The organism is Chishuiella changwenlii, assembly GCF_900142565.1.
Taxonomy (GTDB): Bacteria; Bacteroidota; Bacteroidia; order Flavobacteriales; family Weeksellaceae; genus Empedobacter; species Empedobacter changwenlii.
Map to the genome: position 1 here is coordinate 48,656 of NZ_FRBH01000007.1, position 22,688 is coordinate 71,343.

At 30.5% G+C, this 22,688-nt stretch carries 19 protein-coding genes; 10 read left to right on the forward strand and 9 right to left on the reverse strand.

What is annotated here, in order from left to right; translation table 11 throughout:
• Positions 1–13: 13 nt before the first annotated feature.
• Together BUA86_RS09395 and BUA86_RS09400 are read right to left on the reverse strand one after the other, a co-directional pair.
• On the reverse strand, positions 14–1,627 hold the full coding sequence (locus tag BUA86_RS09395) for a DUF4270 family protein (protein ID WP_083580337.1): 1,614 nt from the start codon (positions 1,625–1,627) through the stop codon (positions 14–16).
• A 15-nt stretch (positions 1,628–1,642) separates the two neighbouring features.
• Positions 1,643–2,455 carry a glycogen/starch synthase gene (locus BUA86_RS09400; protein WP_072932520.1) on the reverse strand — a complete coding sequence of 271 codons (813 nt, stop codon included), beginning with the start codon at positions 2,453–2,455 and terminating at the stop codon, positions 1,643–1,645.
• Between the two features lie 121 nt (positions 2,456–2,576).
• On the opposite strand from BUA86_RS09400, the gene panC reads away from it, so the two are divergent.
• The 3 genes from panC to BUA86_RS09415 all read left to right on the forward strand — a co-directional run bounded on the left by panC (position 2,577) and on the right by BUA86_RS09415 (position 4,900).
• Positions 2,577–3,419 carry a pantoate--beta-alanine ligase gene (gene panC / locus BUA86_RS09405; RefSeq protein ID WP_072932146.1) on the forward strand — a complete coding sequence of 281 codons (843 nt, stop codon included), beginning with the start codon at positions 2,577–2,579 and terminating at the stop codon, positions 3,417–3,419.
• 85 nt (positions 3,420–3,504) lie between these two features.
• Positions 3,505–3,852 carry an aspartate 1-decarboxylase gene (gene panD, locus BUA86_RS09410; protein ID WP_072932148.1) on the forward strand — a complete coding sequence of 116 codons (348 nt, stop codon included), beginning with the start codon at positions 3,505–3,507 and terminating at the stop codon, positions 3,850–3,852.
• A gap of 22 nt (positions 3,853–3,874) precedes the next feature.
• Positions 3,875–4,900: a lysylphosphatidylglycerol synthase transmembrane domain-containing protein gene (locus tag BUA86_RS09415; RefSeq protein WP_072932150.1), complete on the forward strand. Its 1,026-nt coding sequence runs from the start codon at positions 3,875–3,877 to the stop codon at positions 4,898–4,900.
• 84 nt (positions 4,901–4,984) lie between these two features.
• On the opposite strand, the gene leuS is transcribed toward BUA86_RS09415, so the two are convergent.
• Entirely contained in the window at positions 4,985–7,840 is a 2,856-nt protein-coding gene (gene leuS, locus BUA86_RS09420; RefSeq protein ID WP_072932151.1) for a leucine--tRNA ligase, read from the reverse strand.
• A gap of 109 nt (positions 7,841–7,949) precedes the next feature.
• On the opposite strand from leuS, the gene BUA86_RS09425 reads away from it, so the two are divergent.
• Positions 7,950–8,381 carry a hypothetical protein gene (locus tag BUA86_RS09425; protein ID WP_072932153.1) on the forward strand — a complete coding sequence of 144 codons (432 nt, stop codon included), beginning with the start codon at positions 7,950–7,952 and terminating at the stop codon, positions 8,379–8,381.
• Here BUA86_RS09425 and BUA86_RS09430 read toward each other — a convergent pair.
• Both BUA86_RS09430 and BUA86_RS09435 read right to left on the reverse strand, forming a co-directional pair.
• A complete protein-coding gene (locus BUA86_RS09430; protein ID WP_083580338.1) occupies positions 8,350–9,378 on the reverse strand; it encodes a sensor histidine kinase in 1,029 nt (342 codons plus the stop codon). The genes BUA86_RS09425 and BUA86_RS09430 overlap by 32 nt on opposite strands.
• A gap of 7 nt (positions 9,379–9,385) precedes the next feature.
• The gene (locus tag BUA86_RS09435; RefSeq protein WP_072932155.1) at positions 9,386–10,066 is read right to left on the reverse strand and encodes a response regulator transcription factor; all 681 of its coding nucleotides are present in this window, start codon (positions 10,064–10,066) and stop codon (positions 9,386–9,388) included.
• Between the two features lie 209 nt (positions 10,067–10,275).
• Between BUA86_RS09435 and BUA86_RS09440 the strand changes: the two genes are divergently transcribed.
• The 4 genes from BUA86_RS09440 to BUA86_RS09455 all read left to right on the forward strand — a co-directional run bounded on the left by BUA86_RS09440 (position 10,276) and on the right by BUA86_RS09455 (position 15,853).
• Positions 10,276–13,029, forward strand: coding sequence for a TonB-dependent receptor domain-containing protein (locus BUA86_RS09440; RefSeq protein ID WP_072932156.1), 2,754 nt, complete (start codon positions 10,276–10,278; stop codon positions 13,027–13,029).
• Positions 13,030–13,060: 31 nt separating this feature from the next.
• On the forward strand, positions 13,061–14,269 hold the full coding sequence (locus tag BUA86_RS09445; protein WP_072932158.1) for a hypothetical protein: 1,209 nt from the start codon (positions 13,061–13,063) through the stop codon (positions 14,267–14,269).
• 195 nt (positions 14,270–14,464) lie between these two features.
• The gene (locus BUA86_RS09450) at positions 14,465–14,791 is read left to right on the forward strand and encodes an iron-sulfur cluster assembly protein (RefSeq protein ID WP_072932160.1); all 327 of its coding nucleotides are present in this window, start codon (positions 14,465–14,467) and stop codon (positions 14,789–14,791) included.
• Positions 14,792–14,869: 78 nt separating this feature from the next.
• Positions 14,870–15,853: an SPFH domain-containing protein gene (locus tag BUA86_RS09455; RefSeq protein WP_072932162.1), complete on the forward strand. Its 984-nt coding sequence runs from the start codon at positions 14,870–14,872 to the stop codon at positions 15,851–15,853.
• Between the two features lie 183 nt (positions 15,854–16,036).
• Here the strand turns inward: BUA86_RS09455 and rluF are convergent, their stop codons facing one another.
• Positions 16,037–16,936 carry a 23S rRNA pseudouridine(2604) synthase RluF gene (gene rluF / locus BUA86_RS09460; protein WP_072932163.1) on the reverse strand — a complete coding sequence of 300 codons (900 nt, stop codon included), beginning with the start codon at positions 16,934–16,936 and terminating at the stop codon, positions 16,037–16,039.
• A 77-nt stretch (positions 16,937–17,013) separates the two neighbouring features.
• On the reverse strand, positions 17,014–17,676 hold the full coding sequence (locus tag BUA86_RS09465) for a hypothetical protein (RefSeq protein ID WP_072932164.1): 663 nt from the start codon (positions 17,674–17,676) through the stop codon (positions 17,014–17,016).
• A 218-nt stretch (positions 17,677–17,894) separates the two neighbouring features.
• On the opposite strand from BUA86_RS09465, the gene BUA86_RS09470 reads away from it, so the two are divergent.
• Together BUA86_RS09470 and BUA86_RS09475 are read left to right on the forward strand one after the other, a co-directional pair.
• Entirely contained in the window at positions 17,895–18,242 is a 348-nt protein-coding gene (locus tag BUA86_RS09470; RefSeq protein WP_072932165.1) for an arsenate reductase family protein, read from the forward strand.
• Between the two features lie 10 nt (positions 18,243–18,252).
• Complete coding sequence (locus BUA86_RS09475) at positions 18,253–20,382, forward strand: S9 family peptidase (protein ID WP_072932166.1); 2,130 nt, start codon at positions 18,253–18,255, stop codon at positions 20,380–20,382.
• Between the two features lie 86 nt (positions 20,383–20,468).
• Here BUA86_RS09475 and BUA86_RS16355 read toward each other — a convergent pair whose 3' ends face one another.
• Both BUA86_RS16355 and BUA86_RS09480 read right to left on the reverse strand, forming a co-directional pair.
• Positions 20,469–20,600, reverse strand: coding sequence for a hypothetical protein (locus tag BUA86_RS16355; protein ID WP_262891202.1), 132 nt, complete (start codon positions 20,598–20,600; stop codon positions 20,469–20,471).
• A gap of 119 nt (positions 20,601–20,719) precedes the next feature.
• Positions 20,720–22,675: a M1 family metallopeptidase gene (locus tag BUA86_RS09480; protein ID WP_072932167.1), complete on the reverse strand. Its 1,956-nt coding sequence runs from the start codon at positions 22,673–22,675 to the stop codon at positions 20,720–20,722.
• Positions 22,676–22,688 lie beyond the last annotated feature (13 nt).

A 22,688-nucleotide genomic window follows, 5' to 3' on the forward strand; every position in this document is an offset into this window, starting at 1 on the left:
TTTAGTTAATTTATTATCTCTCAGAATAATATACTAAAAGCTTTAGCTTTTTAGCTTCAACTTCTGAGTTATTTCCATGTAATACAATTCTATAAGGATTGTATGCTCTATTATTTTGGTAAGGATTTGTACTATTAATAGTAGTTGCATCACTAGAAGATGTAACAAAATTACCCATTGTAATTAGCATTGTTTGATTTTGGAATTCATTATTCTTTTCTAACATGCTTTTTAAATGTTTTGTAATATCAATAGTATAAAAATCCGTACTTCCAGTTACAATAGGATTAAAATGAACAGAATTTGGATAAGCATTATAAAACTCTAAAACATCAGCATATAATTCGCTAATAGCTTTACCATCTTTTGTATATTCATTCCAAGCAACAATGTATGGAGGTTTTGTTAATTTGTATGCGTCGTCTATAAAGAATTTTAATTTAGCACCAATAATTGTAATGTTTTTAGAAGACATTTCTGTTTTCAAATCACTTAATTGTTGTTGATTAAAACGTAATTTAGCATAACTACCACTCATTCCATTTAAGAATATGCGTGCATCTCCTAATTCTGTATTAACATTTGCCATAGCAGCTTCGTATGTAGTACCAGCGTAATTATTTACAATTTGGCTTGCTGTTACATTAGAACCTGCAAGTGATGCATTCCATATATTTGTAAAATCAAATCCATAAGTACCTGTTAATCTTTCTTTGTAATTCGTTTGTCCTTCTGTTTTAGCAGTAGGATTTTTGTACGAATAATACATGTTTAAGTTTAAACCATTTGGATTAAAATTAACAATAAATCCATCTGTTTCATCAACAGAGAATTCAAAACCTCTTATATTTTCACGAATAAATGTTGAATAATCAGAAAGTAAACCTGTTTTCGCATTTTTAATGATTTTATCATCAAAATATTGCTTATCTAAAGTTACTTTATATCCTACAGTTTCTTGAAAAATATTAGTTGTAGCACTTCTTACTTTTACAATTTTATTACTAACTGTTTTACCAATAGTTGCAGTTCCAATTACTGGTGAATTAACAGAAAATAAAGATTCAGAGCCATCTAATTTTGAAAAGTACTTAGAGCTTGTATACATAGGTGTATTAATATCTCTAACTTTCAAAGTCATGTTCATGTCTTTTTTTCCATATAAAGAATCAACAGCATACTTTGTTGTAATTAATATTGTATCGTTATCTGTTGCTTTTTGATTAGGCTTAGATAAATTAATAGTGTCTTTAGATACTGGATCTTTAGAAGCATTAAAATAAACAGGAATATATAAATTAACTGAATCTATTTTTGTTTCTGTTCCAAAATCTGCATTTCCAATAGTTGTAGGTCTTAATTGTGTATAGAATTTAGAAGAAGTTGTTCCAAAAACATTTTCATTATAAGCACCAAAAGCACCATTTTTTAAAACAAACTTATCTGTTCGTAAAGTATCAAACTTACTGTTATAGGCAATAACATCTAATGTTTTAACATTTCCTTCGGCTTCGCCTCCGATAACACCATTACCTAAACCTAATGTTTCATCTTCACATGAAACAATTGCTCCCATTCCAATCATCATTGCGATAGATACAGATAGGATATTCAAAAATTTTTTCATTAATCTCAACAGATTTTAATTAGAGTTTAATACTCCTTCTACATAAAAGTTATTGTAAACTTCTTTTGCTTGCTCTTTAGAACAATTTTCTAATAAAGGAATACCTTGTTGGTTGATATAATTTTTTACATCTTCTGGAATTACATCTTCTCCTTTTGCAACTGCATCAGCATAATGCAAAGAAGCTTGAATCATTCCTAAATGTGTAGGGTTTTCTAAATACTGTTTTACATCAGCCTCAACATTGTCAAAAGCTAATTTATTAACTAATTCTTTGTCTAACTCTCCTTCAAAAGCATTGTCGAATAAAGAAACGACAACTTTAGCATCTTGAAAAAATGGATCGTCAGCATAATAATTTTTTAGATATAAAGGTACTAAACTTGACATCCATCCCATAACATGAACGACATCTGGTTTCCAGTTTAATTTTTTTACTGTTTCTAAAATTCCTTTTGCGAAGAAGATAGATCGTTCATCATTATCAGAAAACAAAGTATTGTTTTCTCCATAAACATCTTTTCTTTTAAAATATTCTTCGTTATCGATGAAATACACTTGTAAACGCTCTCCTGGAACTGATGCTACTTTAATGATTAATGGTTGATCCAAATCATTAATAATCATGTTCATACCTGAAAGTCTTATTACTTCGTGTAATTGGTGTCTTCTTTCGTTTATTGCTCCAAATCTTGGCATAAAGATTCTTACATCTGCGCCATTACTTTGCATGATTTTTGGCAAGTCTAATGCTTGTGAAGACATCGGATTTTCAGGAAAGTAAGGTACCATTTCTGTTGTTACATACAATATGCGCTTTCCTTCCATAATTTCTATACTCTCTTTTCCTAATGAATAATAAGGCACAAATTTACAAAAAAATGTTGATATATTATTTGCTTATAGTAGCTTTGCGCCTATATTAGTTTTTTTTTAACAAATCCACATCATGGATATATTTAACGAAAAGGAAAAATTAACTCAAACAATTATCGAGTTAAAAAAACAAAACAAAACGATTGGTTTTGTCCCTACAATGGGCGCTCTGCATGATGGACATATGTCTTTATTAAATGTTTCTAAAGCCCAAAATGATTATACAATTGTAAGTATTTTTGTCAATCCTACTCAATTTAATAATCCAGATGATTTAAAAAAATATCCTCGAACAGAAGAAAAAGACATCGAATTGTTAATAAAAAATGGCTGTGATTTTGTCTATATGCCATCTGTTAGCGATTTATATGAGGAAAATGAGAAAGCAAAACATTACGATTTTGGTACAATTGATAAAGTAATGGAAGGTTCTTCTCGACCTGGACATTTTGATGGAGTAGCAACAGTAGTTTCTAAATTATTTAACATTGTTCAACCTACAAAAGCCTACTTTGGAGAAAAGGATTTTCAACAAATTCGTATTATTCAAGAAATGGTTAAACAAGAAAAACTAGATGTAGAAATTGTCCCTGTATCAATATATCGTGCTGTTTCTGGTTTAGCACTTAGTTCTAGAAATGCTCGTTTATCTTCGAAACAATTAAATGATGCACCACAGATTTATGAAATTCTTTCTAAAGCAGTCGCACTTAAAAGTGAAGGGAAAGATGTTGCAGAAATTAAACATTTTGTTGAGAAAGAATTTGCTCAATCTCCATTCGAATTAGAATATTTTGAAATAACAAACGAAGAAACATTATTATCAATAGAGCATTTTGAAGAGGCAAAAAATGTTAGAGGATTTGTTGTGGCTTATGCAGGAGATATTCGTTTAATAGATAACATCAAATTTTAAATAAATTAATTTTTTATATTAAAATATTTTAAAATTTTTAGAATAGCTTTTGAATTTATTTTGTTAAACGTAACTTTGTAAAATTATGATGGTAGAAGTTTTTCACTCTAAAATACATAGAGTTAAGGTAACAGATGCAAAATTAAACTATATTGGAAGTATCACAATTGATGAAGATTTAATTGATGCTGCAAATATGGTTGTTGGGCAAAAAGTGCAAATCGTTGTACAAGACAATGGTGAACGATTTGAAACATATATTATTAAAGGTAAACGTGGGAGCGGAGAAATCTGTTTAAATGGTCCTGCAGCTCGTAGAGTGCAAGTTGGTGATACAATTATTATCATTACTTATGCAATGTTGGATTTTGAAGAGGCTAAAACCTACGAACCGACAATTGTTTTTCCGAACGAAAACAATCGTTTAGATTAAAGAAATTAATTTTTAATTATACATGAAGAGTAAGATTAAACAATCACTCTTCTTAATCATTGCTTCGCTGTTAGCTATTTTTTTTATTGTAATAACAGTGAAGCAAATTGATTTCGAACGAGTTGCATCCGTTTTAAAAGAAACCAATTATTTTTGGATTTTTGCCTCAATGGCAATTAGTATTTTAACCTATTGTATTCGTGCTTCTCGTTGGAATCTTCTTCTTAAACCCATGGGGTATCACACCAAAACATCTTCAGGGTTTTGGGCAATCTCTTTTGCTTATTTTATGAATTTAACAATTCCAAGAAGTGGGGAAGTAGCGCGTGCAACAAGTTTATATAAAATGGAGAGAGTTCCATTCGAAAAATCTTTTGGGACTGTTGTATTGGAACGTGTGATAGATCTTTTATTTTTAGGATTGTCTTTCGGTTTAACACTTCTATTTAATTATGAAACTCTTATTCACTTTATAAAATTAGGCGATAAAGAAAACTCATCAATTGATACAAAAGAGCCATCTTATGTAAAATATTACATCGCTATTGGGATTCTGGTTTTAGGAGTTTTAATCATCACTTTTTTCTGGAAAAAAATAACTCAATTATCCTTTTTTGAAAAAATAAAAAAATTCTTACTTGGTCTTTGGGAAGGAATAAAATCTATTTCTAAACTAGAAAAAAGAGGTTTATTTATTTTTTATTCTTTCGCACTTTGGATATGTTATTTCTTAATGACTTACCTTGTCTTTTTTGCATTTCCCGATACTAAAAACTTTGGAATTCCAGAAGGATTATTCTTATTAATAGCAGGCTCATTAGGAATGATTTTACCCGTTTCTGGAGGTTTAGCTTATCCGTATGTTATGTCCATTGCATTTTCTGCTGTTTATTTTACAAAAGGAGGAGATGAGCAAGAGGGAAGAGCTATTGGAGACTATTTTGGATTGATACTTTACTTAGCTCAAGTTATATCAATGTTAGTATTCGGGCTAATAGCTATCTATAAAATTGCTCGAATCCGACGAGATTCTACGGTTGGAAATTAGTCGTTAATACAATTAAAATAACACATAATAAAACCCCCAATATCTTTTAAAGATATTGGGGGTTTTTATATTTATTAGAACTTCTTATCCAACAATGTTGATAATTTTTCCAGGAACAATAATAATGTTCTTTGGTGTACGATCTCCTAATTGTTTAATTGTACGTTCATCTTTCATTACAATTTCTTGTATCTCATCTTTAGATAATGATAAAGGTAATTCTAATAAGAACTTCATTTTACCATTAAAAGAAACTGGATATTCTTTTGCATCTGCAACCAACCATTTCTCTTCTAAAGCTGGGAAACTTTCATTCGCAATAGATGTTTCATGACCTAATTTCTCCCATAATTCTTCTGCAATGTGTGGTGCATAAGGAGAAATAATAATTGCTAAAGGCTCTAAAATAGAACGTTTATTTGTTTTTAATTTTCCTAATTCATTTACAGCAATCATAAATGTAGAAACAGAAGTATTAAATGAGAAATTGTTAACATCTTCATCTACCTTTTTTATAGTTTGATGTAAAACTTTCATTTCTTCTTTCGTTGGCTCGTCATCAGAAACAAAGAATGCTTCGTTTTCTGCTCCATGATACAAACGCCAGAATTTTTTCAAGAACGAATAAACACCAGATAAACCTTGTGTGTTCCATGGTTTAGTTTGCTCTAATGGACCTAGAAACATTTCATATAAACGTAAAGAATCTGCTCCATATTCGTCACAAATCGTATCAGGTGAAATAACGTTGTATTTAGATTTTGACATTTTTTCTACTTCACGTCCAGTGATGTATTTACCATCCTCTAAAATAAACTCTGCATTTGCATAATCTTCACGCCAAGCTTTAAATTTATCAAAATCTAATTCATCTCCACCGTCTTTTAAGATGTTAACATCTACGTGAATTGGAGTTGTCTCGTGCTGATCTTTTAAAGATTTAGAAACAAAAGTATTTGTACCATTAATACGGTAAGCAAATGCACTCATCCCTAAAATCATTCCTTGGTTAATCAGTTTCTTAGCATATTCGTCAGTAGGAACAAAACCTTTATCGAATAAGAATTTTTGCCAAAAACGAGAATATAATAAATGTCCTGTTGCATGCTCAGAACCACCCATGTATAAATCTACATTTTCCCAATAATTTACGGCGTCTTTAGATACAAATTCTTTGTCATTATCTGCATCCATATAACGTAACCAGTACCAAGAAGAACCTGCCCAACCTGGCATAGTATTTAATTCTATTGGAAAAATAGTTTCGTTATTAATTAAGCTATTATCAACAACTTTATTAGTTAATGTATCAAAAGCCCATTCTGTTGCTCGACCTAATGGTGGCTCACCATCTTTTGTTGGTAAATATTCGTCAACTTCTGGTAAAATAATAGGTAAAGCCTCTGTTGGAATTGTGTAAGGCATTTCGTCCTTAAAATAAACTGGAACTGGCTCACCCCAATAACGTTGACGAGAGAAAACAGCTTCACGTAAACGGAAGTTTGTTTTTCCTTTTCCAAAACCATTTTCTTCTAATGCTGCAATAGCTTTTGCAACAGCTTCTTTATAGCTTAATCCGTTTAAAAAATCAGAATCTTGTAATTCGAAACCACCTTTTTCTGTAAAAGCGGCCTCAGAAATATCTTGATTTTTGAAGATATTTATAATTGGTAAATCGAAATGATTAGCAAAAGCAAAATCACGTTCATCACCACAAGGAACAGCCATTACAGCTCCCGTTCCGTAAGAAGCTAAAACATAGTCACCAATCCAAATAGGAACTTGTTTTCCTGTGAATGGATGAATAGCGTAAGCGCCTGTAAATTCTCCCGTAATATTTTTTGCATCAGCTAAACGATCACGCTCCGAACGTTTCGAAGTATAATCAACATAAGCCTCCACTTTTTCTTTATTTTCTGCTGTCGTTATTTCAGATACTAAAGGATGTTCTGGAGCTAAAGTAACATAAGAAACTCCAAAAACAGTATCAGGACGAGTTGTGAAAACTTCTATTTTTTCATCATGACCATCAATTCCAAAAAAGATACTAGCACCTTGAGATTTTCCAATCCAATTACGTTGTGCTTCTTTTATAGCATCAGACCAATCAATTGTATCTAATCCGCTTAATAAACGATCTGCATAAGCTGTGATACGCATCATCCATTGTGTCATTTTTTTACGAATAACAGGATAACCACCACGCTCAGATAATCCATTAATAACTTCATCATTTGCTAAAACAGTTCCTAAATCTGGACACCAGTTAACTTCTGCTTCTGCTAAGAAAGTTAAACGATATTTTAATAAGATTGCTTGTTGCTCTTTTTCAGATAAAGTATTCCATTGTTCAGCTGTAAAAATTTCTACATCTTCATCTGCGACAGCATTTACACTCGCATTTCCTTCAACAGAGAATTTTTTAGTTAATTGACTAATAGATTCAGCTTTATTTGTATCATTATCGTAATAAGAATCAAATAATTGATTAAAAATCCATTGTGTCCATTTGTAATATTCTGGATTTGAAGTACGAATTTCTCTGTCCCAATCATATCCAAGACCAATTTTCTTTAATTGATTTTCGTAACCAGAAATTTCGTTTCCTTGTTTATCAACTCCACCTTCTATATTTACTTTTGTTGTAACTGCAGGATGTTGACCAGTTTGAATTGCATATTGTTCTGCTGGTAAGCCAAAAGAGTCGTATCCAAGTGGGTGAAGAACATTAAAACCTTTTAGTCGCTTATAACGAGAATAAATATCTGAAGCAATGTATCCTAATGGATGACCAACATGTAATCCTGCACCAGACGGATAAGGAAACATGTCTAAGACATAAAATTTAGGTTTATCAGATTCATTATCAGCTTTAAAAGTTTTTTTATCGATCCAATTATTTTGCCATTTTGGCTCGATTTCTTTTGGATTATATTGCATTATGTAATATTAAGTTTAATAATTTTCACAAATTTACATTTTTTATGTGTCATTATGGTTAGTTTAACGATATTTGTGTACTAATAATCAACACCTAATAAACCTCAATATGAAAAAGAAATTAATAATTTACTACATTGGAATACTCGTATTTTTTACTGTATTAATCTTCTCTGTGAGATATATAGTAAATACAACACGTGTTTTTGTCGGATACAATGATGGATTTAATCCTATTTACATTAAATGGTCTGTTGATGAAAGAGATTCTACTCTAAGAATAAAAGATCCTCTTTATTTGAGAAAAGGTTATTATTTAGCCGATAATTCTGAAAGCTCTTTAAAAGAAAAAGATTCTATTTTATATGCAGATTTATTTAGCGATTCTTTAATTGTAAATAAAGGAAGTGCATTAAATGTTAAGCCTCCATTCTATATTTGGAAAGAAGCTAAGAATGATACATTAAAGTTTTTTAAGAATGGAACAACATTAAAATTTGTTGAATCTGCTAACCCTTTTTCAAGAAAAAATAAAAAGTAGAACCAATATTTACTTTACTGTTTACATGAATTCGCTCTTTGTGAGCTTCAAGAATATGTTTAACAATTGCTAAACCTAAACCAGAACCTCCATTGTTTCGATTTCGTGATTTATCTACGCGGTAAAAACGTTCAAAAATTCGGTCTAAATCATTTTGTTTAATACCAACGCCTTGATCTTTTATAGAAATTTTAATCTTATCATCTACACTCGTAAAGTCAATAACGACTTCGGTATTGGCATTAGAATAATTAATAGCGTTAACGACTAAATTAATTAAAACCTGTTGTATTTTCTGAATATCACCAACGACTTTTACGGGCTGATTAGCAGGATGATTAAGTGTTAATTTAATATTGTTTTTTTCTGCTTTTATCTCTAATAAATCAATTACATCTTGAGTAAGAGCTGTTATATTAAAAGTTGAGAATTCTATATTGATACGACCTTTTTCTAATTCAGAAATCATATCTAAATCTTTTACAAGATATATTAGTCGATCAACAGACTTATTAATTCTGTTTAAATACTTGTCTCGAATATTTTCGTCATCAATTCCACCTTCAATTAATGTTAAAAGGTAACCTTGTACAGAAAATAATGGAGTTTTTAATTCATGAGAAATATTACCTAAAAAATCTCTTCGGTAATTTTCTCGCTCATTAAGAAAGACAATTTCCTGCGATTGTCCTTCCGTCATACTAGATATTTTTTGAGAAAGCTCTTCAAAATCTACATTGGTAGATTTAAATTCTGGAATATTTTTAGAAATTTCAGTAAAATCTTTTTTACGTTGATTTTTTAAGAAAAACCAATAAAATATACTCAGTACAATTAATAAAAAAAGTACTAAACTGATGTAGAAAAATTTTTCTGCGATGATAAAATCAATATTTCCAAACCATAAATAGGCAAATAACACATAACCACTTGCTAAAAAAAGTGTACTGAAAAATGCGTATAAAAAAATATTCTGAACCTTAAATTTTGAAGCCATGAAGCTTTTAGTCGTTTATTTTGTAACCAATTCCTTTAATTGTAGAAAAGCGATCGTTACCAAATTTTTCTCTTAATTTTCTCATGTGAACATCAATTGTACGTCCACCAACAACAACTTCGTTACCCCAAACTTTTTCAAGAATTTCCTCTCTTTTAAATACACGTTCTGGGTTAGAAGCTAATAAAGCAATTAATTCAAATTCTTTTCTAGGTAATAAGAAGTCATTACCCTGAAAGTTAACTTTATAAGTTTCACGATTAATTTCGAAGTTATTTAACTTAATAAATTCATCTTTTGGAGAATCACTAGGTTGCTTTAATTTTAGTAATGCGTTTAATTTACTAATTAAAACTTTTGGTTTGATTGGTTTTAAAATGTAATCATTTGCACCAGCGTCATAACCAGCAAGTTGAGAGAAGTCCTCAGATCGAGCAGATAGAAAAACGATTAATGTATCTTGAAATGAATCTAATTTTCTAAGTTCAGCACACATTTCCATCCCATCCATTTGTGGCATCATTACATCTAATAAGATAAGATCTGGACGAAAAACTTTTGCTTGTTTTAAACCTTCGATTCCGTTTTGAGCAGTTTCTACATCAAAACCTTCTTTTTTTAAATTGTATCCAATGAACTCTAAAATGTCTGGTTCATCGTCAACTAATAGAATTTTTATGTTCTTCATATATTGTTTGTAATGACTATTAAATCTAGTCGATGTAAAATTAAACTTAAATTATACGAGAAATTTATAAATTATGTTTCTTAACATTCATTTAAAGTTAAGAAAATATAATAACATTTCCATAACAAATTGTTTACGATAACAATAAATGCTTATCAAATACTTAAAGCAACTTTGTACCCAACAAACACGAAAACACATTTTTATAAATGAAACGCAATTTAACTTTACTTTTATTATTAGGTTCTGCGGCATTATTTGCACAAACTAATAATAAATTAGAAGGGACTTTATTTGATCAGAAAACAAATAAACCCTTAGCTGAAAAAACTTTTATTGTTGAAGGTTTAAACATTGAAGCAAAAACAGATCAGAACGGACATTATGAAATTTCTGTTCCAGAAGATGTTTTTCAGATTGATTTAAAAGTTGAAGGTTATCAAACAATCACACAAAATTTAACAGAATCTACTACATACAACTTATACCTAAATCCTGTAGATATAAGTAATAGTAATATAGATTTATCTACTGCTGTTGTTACTGCAACAAAAAGCAAATCTTCTGAAGCGAACTTATTAAACATGCAGAAGAGATCTGTAAATGTAATAACAAATATAGGAGCAGAAGAGCTAGAAAGAAAAGGAGTTAGCGATGCAGCAACTGCAATAACAAAAATTTCAGGAATTTCTAAATTAGAAGGTACAAACTTAGTTTATGTAAGAGGTTTAGGAGATCGTTATATTTCTACATCACTTAATGGGTTACCTTTACCATCTAATGATCCTGAATATAAAAATATTGATTTAAGTATTTTTAATACAGATATTATTCAATATTTATCAGTTGATAAAGTATACTCTTCGAAGTTATCTGGAGATTTTTCTGGAGCAGGAGTAGATATTGTTTCAAAGAATTTTACTGATAATAAAGGAATGTTTGAATTTTCTTTAGGAACTTCTGTTAACACAAATGCAATAGGACAAGATAATTTCATGTTACAAGATGGACCTAATAAAATAGGATTTTCAAAAATTAATATTCCTAATAACCCATTAAATACATTTAATTTTCCTACTAAGTTAAATCCAACAACATCTACTACAATTGCTCCAAATTTTGGATTGAAAGCTGGTAAGACATTTAGAATTGGATCAGAAGGAAAATTAGGTTTATTTGCAACAGCTAACTTTAATAGTAATTACGATTACATTGAAGGATTAAATCAAACAATTAATGCGCAAGGAGGTCGTGGAGGTCGTTTAAAATCTTTTGACCCGCATCAAAGATATTCGTACAAAACAAACTCTACAGGAATGTTTAATGCGAATTATAAAATCAATAAAAACCATAACATCCGCTATAATTTATTATTCATTAATTCTTCGGAACAATCAAAAGATATATACAAAGGATATGTTCGTGATTTAGCGGAAAATGACAATGGTTTAATTTTAAGAAATACCTATGTACAGAATCAATTAATGGTTAACCAACTTTTGGGAGATCATAAATTGACAGATCGTATAGATTTAGATTGGGCATTGGCTTATAACAAAGTAAAAAGTGATATTCCTGATCGTACACAAAATTCATTAATTTATGATAATAACTTAAATGGATATCGTTTAGGGCAAGTAACGACAACGGATAATCATCGTTATTACCATAACTTACAAGAAGACAGTTATGCAGCTAATATTGGTTTAAATTATAAATTAAAACCAAATGCTGACGGATTAGAAAAAGGTTTTATTCGTGTAGGATATAGTGGACGAATTATAAATCGTGATTTCGAAGCACGCCAATTTAACTTTAGAATTAATGCGTCACAATTATTGAATACTGTTGTAGATCCAAATAACTTAGATGCATTTTTTAATCAAACAAACTTTAATAACGGTTATTTCACAACCGAAACATATAACGGAACATTAATGCCACAAATTTATAGTGGTGAACAAAATAATCATGCTGGTTTTGCTAGTATCGAATATAATTTCACAGATAAATTGAGTGCTATTTTAGGTGTGCGTTACGAAAATATATTACAATCTATTGAATGGAGAACACAGTTATCAGGAAATTTAAATAAGAATGAATTAGACGAGAATTTCTTTTTACCTAGTTTAATTGTTAAGTACGCAATCAATAACAAACAAAACTTACGTTTTGCAGCTTCTAAAACTTACACATTACCACAGTTTAAGGAAAGAGCACAATTTTTATACGAAGATGTAACACAAACAAAATATGGTAACCCATATTTATATGCTTCTCAAAACTATAACGTAGACTTAAAATGGGAAATTTTCCCAGCTAGAGGGGAGCTTTTCTCTGTAGCAGGTTTTGGTAAATATATTCAAGATCCCGTGAATGAGGTAATTATTGCTTCATCTACAAATGATATTTCTTGGGTAAATGGTGACTACGGTTATGTTGTTGGAGCTGAGGTTGAGGTAAGAAAAAACCTTATCAATTTTGGAGCTGTTGGTAAAAATACATTATCTGCAGGTTTAAATGCAAGTTACATGAAAACAGATCAGGAGATTGACGCTGATAAAGTTCGTAGAGAAACGAATGGAATGTATAACCTGAATTTAACAACACCAAAAGCAGCATTAACAGGAGCTTCTGACTTACTTGTAAATGCAGATGTTTCTTATGTAAGACAATGGGATAGAGGAGGAGAATTAATGGCAACTGTTGCATACACATATTATTCTGACCGTATCTATGCTTTAAATAATGAACAAAGAGGAAACTTAGTTGATAAAGGAATAGGTTCTCTAGATTTTATTCTACGTTCAAAATTGAATAAAAATATAGGAATCAATTTCGCTGCAAGAAATATTCTTAATCCAGAATTTAGAAGAGTTCAAGAAAATGCAACAGGTAATGTAACAGCTGTTTCTTACAAAAGAGGAGCAAACTTTGGATTATCAGTAAACTATAATTTTTAAAAAAATACATACAAACATAAAAACAAAAAACATGAAAAAATCAATTTTTAGATTATTAACTTTAGCATTATTAACAGGAACTGTAGCTACAACTGCTATTTCTTGTTCTAGTGATGATAATTCTTCAGTAGAAAATCCAAATCCTTCTGATTTCGTAGTAAACAGAAACGATTTAAAAGGTGAAATTAAATCTGGAGAAGTAATTTTAGAGTCTGGAACTTATAAATTAACAGGAAGCTTAATCGTAAGAAATGGAGCTACTTTAAGAATTAAACCAGGAGTTAGAATAGAAGCTACTGCACCAAGTTCTGATACTGCATATGGAGAAGTAAGATTTATCTCTGTTGCACAAGGAGGAAAAATATTTGTAGAAGGTACAGCTACTAGTCCAGTTGTAATGACTGCTGATGTTAAACAACCAGGAAAATGGGGAGGTTTAGTATTAGCTGGTAGAGCACCAATTAATAAAGGAACTACTGCAACTTCTGAAGTTGGTGGTGATTTAGCTTACGGTGGTACAGATGTAAATGATAGTTCAGGATCTATTACTTATTTAAGAATTGAGTATCCAGGTTTTGCTTACAATGCAGATAAAGAATTTAATGGTTTATCTTTCTTTGGTGTTGGTAAAGGTACTAAAGTAGAGAATGTACAAGTATATGAAAGTTCAGATGACGGTTTTGAGTGGTTTGGAGGAACAAACGACGTTAAAAACTTAGTTGTTTTAAATGCTGATACTAATTTTGTTGGAGATGATTTATTTGACTGGACTGAAGGTTGGGTTGGTACTGCAACTAGCTTATACGGAAAAAGAACAAACGGAGGTAACCGTGGTATAGAAGCAGATAATAACTCTAATAACCATTTAGCACAACCAATTTCTAACCCAACAATTAATGGTATTACTTTAATTGGAGCTGGAAGTGTAAGTGCAGGTGGAGAATTCCAAGCAGTTAAATTAAGAGTAGGTTCTGAAGGAAAATTAGATAATGTTGTATTAAGTAACTGGCAAGTTGGATTTGATATTCAACATGACGAGTCTATTGCTGCTATAACTTCTGGTAAGTTAAAAGCTACTAACGTTAAATTTGAAAATGTTACAACAAAATCTGTTGGTAAAAATACAGCAGGTACAACTGTAGACGTATCTAAAGTTTTCACAGAAAGTGCTACAGCAACAGGAGCTGGAAATGGAACTGCTCAACCAGAGTGGTCTAAAGGATGGACAGTAGGTTTCTAATAAAAGCCTAATCACAATAAAAACTTTTTTATAAAAAGTTCTTCGTGTTTGTAAAATCGCTTTTCTAGATTCTCTAGAGGAGCGATTTTCTTATATAATAGATTTATTATTTTAACTCATTAAAAATAGTTATTTATAAAAATTTTATGCCCCATAAAGTATTTGTACATTTGTATAGAATTAGAGTTGATAACAATGGCATTAACAGAAGAACAATTAGATTCGATTGGAGAAAAGTTAGTAGAGAAGTTTAAATCTGTCTACGATCCAGAAATTCCAGTTGATATATATGAACTAGGTTTGATTTACGATGCTCAGGTGAATTCAGATGGAGAAGTAAAGGTTACGATGTCTTTAACATCACCTAATTGTCCTGTAGCAGAAACTTTACCAAGAGAAGTAGAACAACGAGTAGAAGAAATAGAGTACGTATCTAAATGTTACGTAGAAATAACTTTCGAACCACCATGGGAGAGAGATATGATGAGTGAAGAAGCAAAATTTGAATTAGGAATGTTATAACAACATTCCTTTTTTGTTTCAAATACAAGTCTAATATTTTTTCCGTATCTTAAGCCAACAATTATTAAACTATTTACTATGGGACCTTTCTTAGGAATTCTACTTTTTATTGGAATCATTATTTTATTCCTTTTCATTTTTACAGTTAAGCAACAAACAGCAGTTATCATAGAGCGTTTTGGTAAATTTAATAGCGTACGTAATCCTGGTTTACAATTTAAAATTCCAGTTGTGGATAAAATTGCAGGAAAAATGTCTTTAAAAATTCAACAATTAGATGTTGTTGTAGAAACTAAAACAAAAGATGATGTGTTTGTACGATTAAAAGTTTCTGTACAATACCAAGTCATCAAAACACAAGTATATGATGCTTTTTATAAGCTAGATAATCCATTTACACAAATCACCTCTTTTGTATTTGATGTTGTCCGTGCTGAGGTTCCTAAACTTCGCTTAGATGATGTTTTTGAGAAAAAAGATGATATTGCTATAGCAGTAAAAGGAGAGTTACAAGAAGCCATGAATTCTTATGGTTACGAGATTATTAAAACTTTAGTGACAGATATTGACCCAGATGAACAAGTAAAACATGCTATGAACCGCATTAATGCCGCTGAGCGTGAAAAATTAGCAGCACAATATGAAGGAGATGCTGCGAGAATTTTAATTGTAGAAAAGGCAAGAGCAGAAGCAGAGTCTAAGCGTTTACAAGGACAAGGTATTGCAGACCAAAGAAGAGAAATTGCTAAGGGACTTTTAGAATCTGTAGATGTTTTAAATGGAGCTGGAATTACTTCGCAAGAAGCATCTGCATTAATTGTTGTTACACAACATTATGATACATTACAATCTATAGGAGAGAAGTCTGGTAGTAAATTAGTGCTTTTACCTAATTCTCCTACAGCAGCTTCGGAAATGTTGAATACAATGGTTACATCTTTTACTGCTGCTCATCAATTAAATGAACATCAGATACAAAAAGAAGAAGAAACACAAAAAAGAAGAAAGTCTCGTGATGATGACAAAGATGATTCATCATTCAAGTTTCCAACATTAGATTAATTAAGAAATTAAAATTTATAAAACAACCTCGAAGATTCTTCGAGGTTGTTTGTTTTTATATATGAAGTTGTTAAAACTAATTATTTTATTCAATAGTTTTTAATCATCTGTCATGTTGAGCCTGTCGAAACATTTTATATGTTTTTCGATAGATTTAAAATGAAACGAAGAATTAATCAAAATTTATCTTCTTTTTCCTCCTTTTGGTTTATTTGGATTACTTTTTCCGACCCTAGCTGATGAGCTAGAAGATTTTTTTGCTCCTTTTTTCTGAATCATTTTACCTTTTGAGTCTTTAAAATTTGGAGAAATTTCGGTAGGCTTTTTCTTTTTTGGTTGACTAGATGATTTCTTTTCAATATGTTTTTCAGAATCTTTTGTCAAACGATTTAATTCAGACAACTCTTCTTGGGTTAGATCTCTGTGTTGTCCAACCGGAATATTTAATGTAAGATTCATTACACGAACACGTTCTAATTTCTTTACACCATATCCAAAATATTCGCACATACGTCTAATTTGTCTATTAAGACCTTGAATTAAAGTAATCCGGAACGAATTAGAATTGATTTTCTCTATTTTACACTTTTTGGTAACTTGTCCTAAAATAGGAACTCCGTTAGCCATTTTGCTACAAAAATCATCGGTAACTGTTTTATCAACTGTTACGATATATTCTTTTTCGTGATTATTTCCTGCTCGAAGAATTTTATTTACAATATCACCATCACTTGTTAATAATATTAATCCTTGCGAATCTTTATCTAATCGACCAATAGGAAAAATTCTTTCTCCGAAAGAAAGATAGTCAACAATATTATCAGGATCAGAAGAATCTGTAGTACAAGTAACTCCAACAGGTTTGTTTAACATGATGTATGCCGCATTCTCTTTTGCCTTTGGCTCAATAACAATACCGTTTACCATTACAATATCTGTTGCTTTTACATGCTGACCAACCTTTGCAACTCTACCATTAATTAAAACAGCGCGCTTTTCTATGTATTGATCTGCTTCTCTTCTAGAACAAATTCCACTATCACTAATGTATTTATTCAATCGTAACAAATTTGTTTCTTCCATAAAGCAAAGATAGTTTTTTATCAAATTATATAAGAATTTGATAAAAAACTATCTCGTTAAAAATATGATGTAGTAAATTAATACTTTACAACAGAGAAATTGGTGACATTTCCATTACCTGTAGTTCCTGTTTGTGTTCCCTGTACAGAACCAGTTGTCATATTTATACCAACAGAAAATCTATCTCCTTCGTTAAATTGTAGAGTTGTAGTATAAACTCTAAATTGTCTATTTGTGTTTGATGTAGAAAAAGTAGCTCTACCAATCCAATTACCAGATGTATTTAGAATTCCAATAATAATATCTGAATTGGCTGTAACACTATTTACACCAACTTGTACTGTAAATTGATATAATCCAGATGATAATATAGTGTAAACTCCATTACTATTTATTTGTAAGTACTCATCATTCGATACAACATTTTGGTTAAATGGAATAATCCTTCTGTCACAAGTAGAGCAAGTAACATCAGTAGTTAACCTGAATATACCAGCCATTTTAGGAGAGTAACTTGCAGGAGTACCATTATTGACTATGCTTGTTTCAACTTTTTTAATATTTCCTTGTTCATCGGCTGTCAAAAGGTATTCTGGCGTTTCAGTTAAATCGTCTATTTGTCTTACCCTTGCATTACCATTTACGTCTAAAGAAGATGTAGGATTAGAAGTATTAATACCTACTTGTGCATAGGTGTTTGTTAAGAGGGCTAAAGCAAGTAGTGTTAGATTTGCTTTCATAATAAATTGTTTTTTGAGTTTGTTGTAATTCAAAACTATAAAAAAAATAGTACAAGATTATACAAAAGGCGGATTTTTAACAAAATCACGCTTATTATTCAAAAAACACTAAACTGTAATAGCTAAAAAATAATTTCAATTATAAAAAATAGCTGAGTTTAATTATTAAGGTTTTTAATTTGGCTCTTACTATATTTACAGACCAAAGAATTTTTAAGATGAAAAAAGTATTTTTTTTAAAAACTTGTGATACGTGTAAGCGAATAATGAAAGAATTAGATTTTACAGGTTTTGACTTACACGAAATAAAATCTACTGCAATAACTGAAGAAGATTTAGAAGAGATGAAAAATTTAGCAGGAAGTTATGAAGCACTTTTTTCTCGCAGAGCTCAGAATTACAAAAAACTAGGTTTAAAAGATGTAGAATTATCTGAAGAAGAAATAAAAAATTATATTTTATCAGATTATACTTTTCTAAAACGTCCAGTTGTCGTTGACGGAGATAAAATTTTTATTGGAAACGAAAAGAAAAATTTAGAAGCTCTTGAGCTTCATTTGAAATAAAAACTCACACATGAAAAACACAATTTTATTCAGTTCTCTTCTTTTGAGTGCAAGTTTATTTGCGCAGAAGAAAGATATTACGATGGAAGAGGCTGTCCTTGGTTTAGGTACTAATTTAAGAATTGAGAACTTAAATCAAATTCAATGGATTCCGAATCAAAATGCGTATACACAAAATGTAAAAACTGCTTATGGAGAAGCTTTAATTAAAAAAGAAGTTCCTTCGTTAAAAACAGATACAATTTTTAGAAGCTCTCAATTTGAGAACAAACGTATACCTTCTCTTAATTGGATAAATGAGAAACAAGCTTATTTTACAAGTAAAACAGGATATAAAACTATTACGATTACTGGTGAACAAAAAGATTGGTTATCATTGCCAGAAAATGCAGAAAACGTAGAGCTTGATGCAACAAATAATCAAGTTGGTTATGTGGTTGATAACAATTTATTTTTTGTTGATAAAGCAGGTAAAACACATCAAATTACCAAAGATGGAAAATATGAAATTGTAAATGGAAAATCTGTTCACCAAAATGAATTTGGGATTCACAAAGGAATTTATATTTCACCAAAAGGAAATTTAGTTGCTTTTTATAGAATGGATCAGACAGTAGTTACAGATTATCCAATTATTGATTGGTCTGTACAACCAGCAATTAATAAAAATATTAAATATCCATTTGCTGGAACAAAAAATCATACTGTAACGTTAGGAGTTTACAACCCAACATCTCAGAAAACAATTTTCTTAGAAACACAACCAGAGGTTGACCATTATTTAACTTCTGTTACATGGTCACCAGATGAGAAATTTATTTATATCGGGATATTATCTCGTAACCAAAAGCATTTAGAATTAAACCAATACGATGCAACGTCTGGTAAATTAATCAAAACATTGTTCAAAGAGGATAATGATAAATATGTAGAGCCTCAACACGAATTATATTTCGTTTCAGGAAAGTCAAATGAATTTATTTGGTGGTCTCAACGAGATGGTTTTATGCACCTTTATCGTTTTGATGCAAATGGTAAATTAATCAATCAAATAACAAAAGGAGATTGGATCGTTACAGATATTGTGGGTGAAAATGCAAAGAAAAAAGAGTTGTTAATTATGACAACAAAAGATTCTGCAAAAGATCGTCATTTATATGCTGTAAATTGGGAGAATGGTAAATTACGTAAAATAACGACAGAATCTGGTACACATAATGTTGCTGTATCATCTAACGGAGAGTTCGCACTAGATAACTGGAGTAGTGATGATATTCCTAGAAAAATAGAAGTTTTAGATACGAAAGGAAAGTTTAAACAAAACTTATTAACAGCAAAAAATCCTTTAATCAATTACAATACAGCGAAAGTTGAAAATGTAACATTAAAAGCTGATGATGGAACAGATTTATATGGTAAATTAATCTATCCAACGAATTTTGATCAATCAAAGAAATATCCAGTAATTGTTTATTTATATAACGGTCCACATGCGCAATTAATTACTAATCGTTTCCCTGCAACAGGAAATCTTTGGTACGATCATTTGGCTGAAAAAGGTTACGTTGTATTTACAATGGATGGGCGAGGATCTGCTAATAGAGGTTTAAAATTTGAACAAGCTATTCATGCAAATGCTGCAACAACCGAAATGAACGATCAAATGAAAGGAGTGGAGTATTTAAAATCTTTACCTTTTGTAGATGCAGAAAGAATGGGTATCCACGGATGGAGTTATGGAGGATTTATGACAACATCTTTTATGTTACGTAAACCAGACGTTTTTAAAGTTGGTGTTGCTGGAGGACCAGTTTTAGATTGGACACAGTACGAAATTATGTACACAGAACGCTACATGGAATCGCCACAAGACAATCCAGAAGGTTATAAACAAACTAACTTAATAAATAGAGTAAAAGACCTAAAAGGAAAATTATTAATGATTCATGGTGCACAAGACAATGTTGTAGTTTGGCAACATTCTGTGAATTTTATCAGAGAAGCTGTTAAAAATGGTGTACAAATGGACTACTTCATTTATCCAGGACATGAACATAATGTTCGTGGAAAAGACCGTGTTCATTTAATGCAAAAAATTACAGATTATTTCGATTTATATTTAAAACCGGAAACTAAATAATCATATTAAATTATAAATAAAAACCACTTCTATTGAAGTGGTTTTTGTTTTTATCTAACTCTTCGAAAGAACTTGATTATTAAAAATTACTTTCTTTTAAATTCTGTTTTTTGTCCGTTTTCTTCAACCACAAAAGACTTTTTATCTTTTGCAAAAATGATTTTAATCTCACTTTCATTTTCGTCAAAAATGAATGTATTATCTCCATTATAGTCCAACGTCAAATTATCTCCATTAAAAGATAAACTTAAGCTGTTATTTACTTCTTTTAAAACTAAATCAGAATTAAACTTCTCGCTTGTGTAAGTTCCTTCATACTCCTTAAGATTTACTTTCTCTAATCGTTTTTTTTTGACATATTAAAAACATTGTTTTCAGTATTCGTATCAGGAATAGCACCGTTAGGATCTAATTTTATCGTTGTAATTTCTTTTGTAGAATTTATTTTAAAAGACCATTCTGTATTTCGTTTCCATACTTCTATAGGAAGCTTAACCTCCTTAGAAGTTCCATCATTAAAGTTTACTTGTACAGTTGTAGGAATAGGTAATTGTCCAAAGTTTTCTACTTTCACAATTACACCATTTTTATAACTACCATTCACATATTTTGCACTTGTAATCCCTTGGTCAATTGTCCATTTATTTAAGAACCAACCTCTCCAAAACCAAGATAATTCTTCTCCAGAAACATTTTCCATTGTTCTAAAGAAATCTTCTGGTGTAGGGTGTTTAAACGCCCAATTCTTAATATAACTTCTTAAGGCTTTGTCAAATTTTTCTTCTCCTAAGATTGTTTCTCTTAAGATTGTCATTCCTGCTCCTGGTTTATAATACAATAACGCACCAATGTTACGTTCTCTCATATTGTCTGGTTGAGTTGTAATAGGTTCTAAAGCATCGCTAAAAAAAGAATTTGACATTCTTTGTAAAGATTGTTTTTTGTAATATTCACCATTATTAAAATTCTTTTTAGAAATAGCATTAATAAAAGTATTAAAGCCTTCGTCCATCCATCCATGTACACGTTCGTTAGAACCAACAATCATAGGAAACCAAATGTGTCCAAATTCATGGTCTGTAACGCCCCATAAACCTTCACCTCTTGATCGCATGTGGCAAAATACAATTCCAGGATATTCCATTCCACCTTCATTTCCTGCAACATTTACAGCTGCTGGATAAGGATATTCAAACCATTGTTTAGAATAATGTTCTATAGTTGTTTTTGTATATTCTGTAGATCTTCCCCATGCTTCTTTACCATCACTTTCTACAGGATAGGCAGAAATTGCCAAAGACTTTTTACCACTTGGTAAATCTATTCGAGCAGCATCTAAAATAAATGCTGTAGAAGAAGCCCATGCAAAATCGCGAGTATTTTCAATTTTAAATTTCCATGTTTTAGTTTTATCAGTCGCAGTTTTGTCTGCTTTATTCACTTCTTCCGAAGAATGGATGATAACAGTTTTTTCACTATTTCTAGCTTGATTCCAACGATTAACTTCTTCTTTAGAATAAACATCTCTTTCGTTTAATAATTCTCCAGAAGCAACGACATAATGATTAGCAGGAACTGTAATATTTGCAGTAATGTCACCATATTCTAAATAGAATTCACCAGCACCTAAATATGGTAATGTATTCCATCCCATAATATCATCATATACAGCCATTCTTGGAAACCATTGTGCCATTGTAAAAATCTTACCATTTTTTGTTGGCTCAATACCCATTCTATCAGCTCCATAATTAGGAGCAACAAATGAATATTCTATTTTAATTTTTACTTTTCCTCCACGTGCTTTTAACTCATTTGCTAAATCAATTTGCATTCTTGTATCAGAGATTGTATACTTTGCTTGTTTTCCATCAATCTGAACAGATTTTATTTTGTATCCTCCATCAAATTCATTTCCAGCTTCACCATATCTACTTCCTGATGATGGAATTAAAGCATTACCTCTAGAATCTTTATTAAATAAATTCTGATCCAATTGTAACCATAAAAAGTCTAAATTATCAAAACTATTGTTTGTATAAGTAATTTCAGATGTTCCAGTTAATTCATTTTTTGCTTCATTTAAACTTACATTTAAATGATAATCGGCTCTATTTTGCCAATAATTATGCCCTGGATTCCCATTTGCAGAGCGTGTTTCAGTCGCGTTGTTCTGGTAAAAAAATGGTTTAAATGCTTCTTGATAATCGTATTTATTCTTTTCTTGACCGTTTGCAATTACACTGCAAAGACTTAATCCGAAAAGAATAAATTTTAAGTTATTTTTTATCATGTGCTAATTGTTT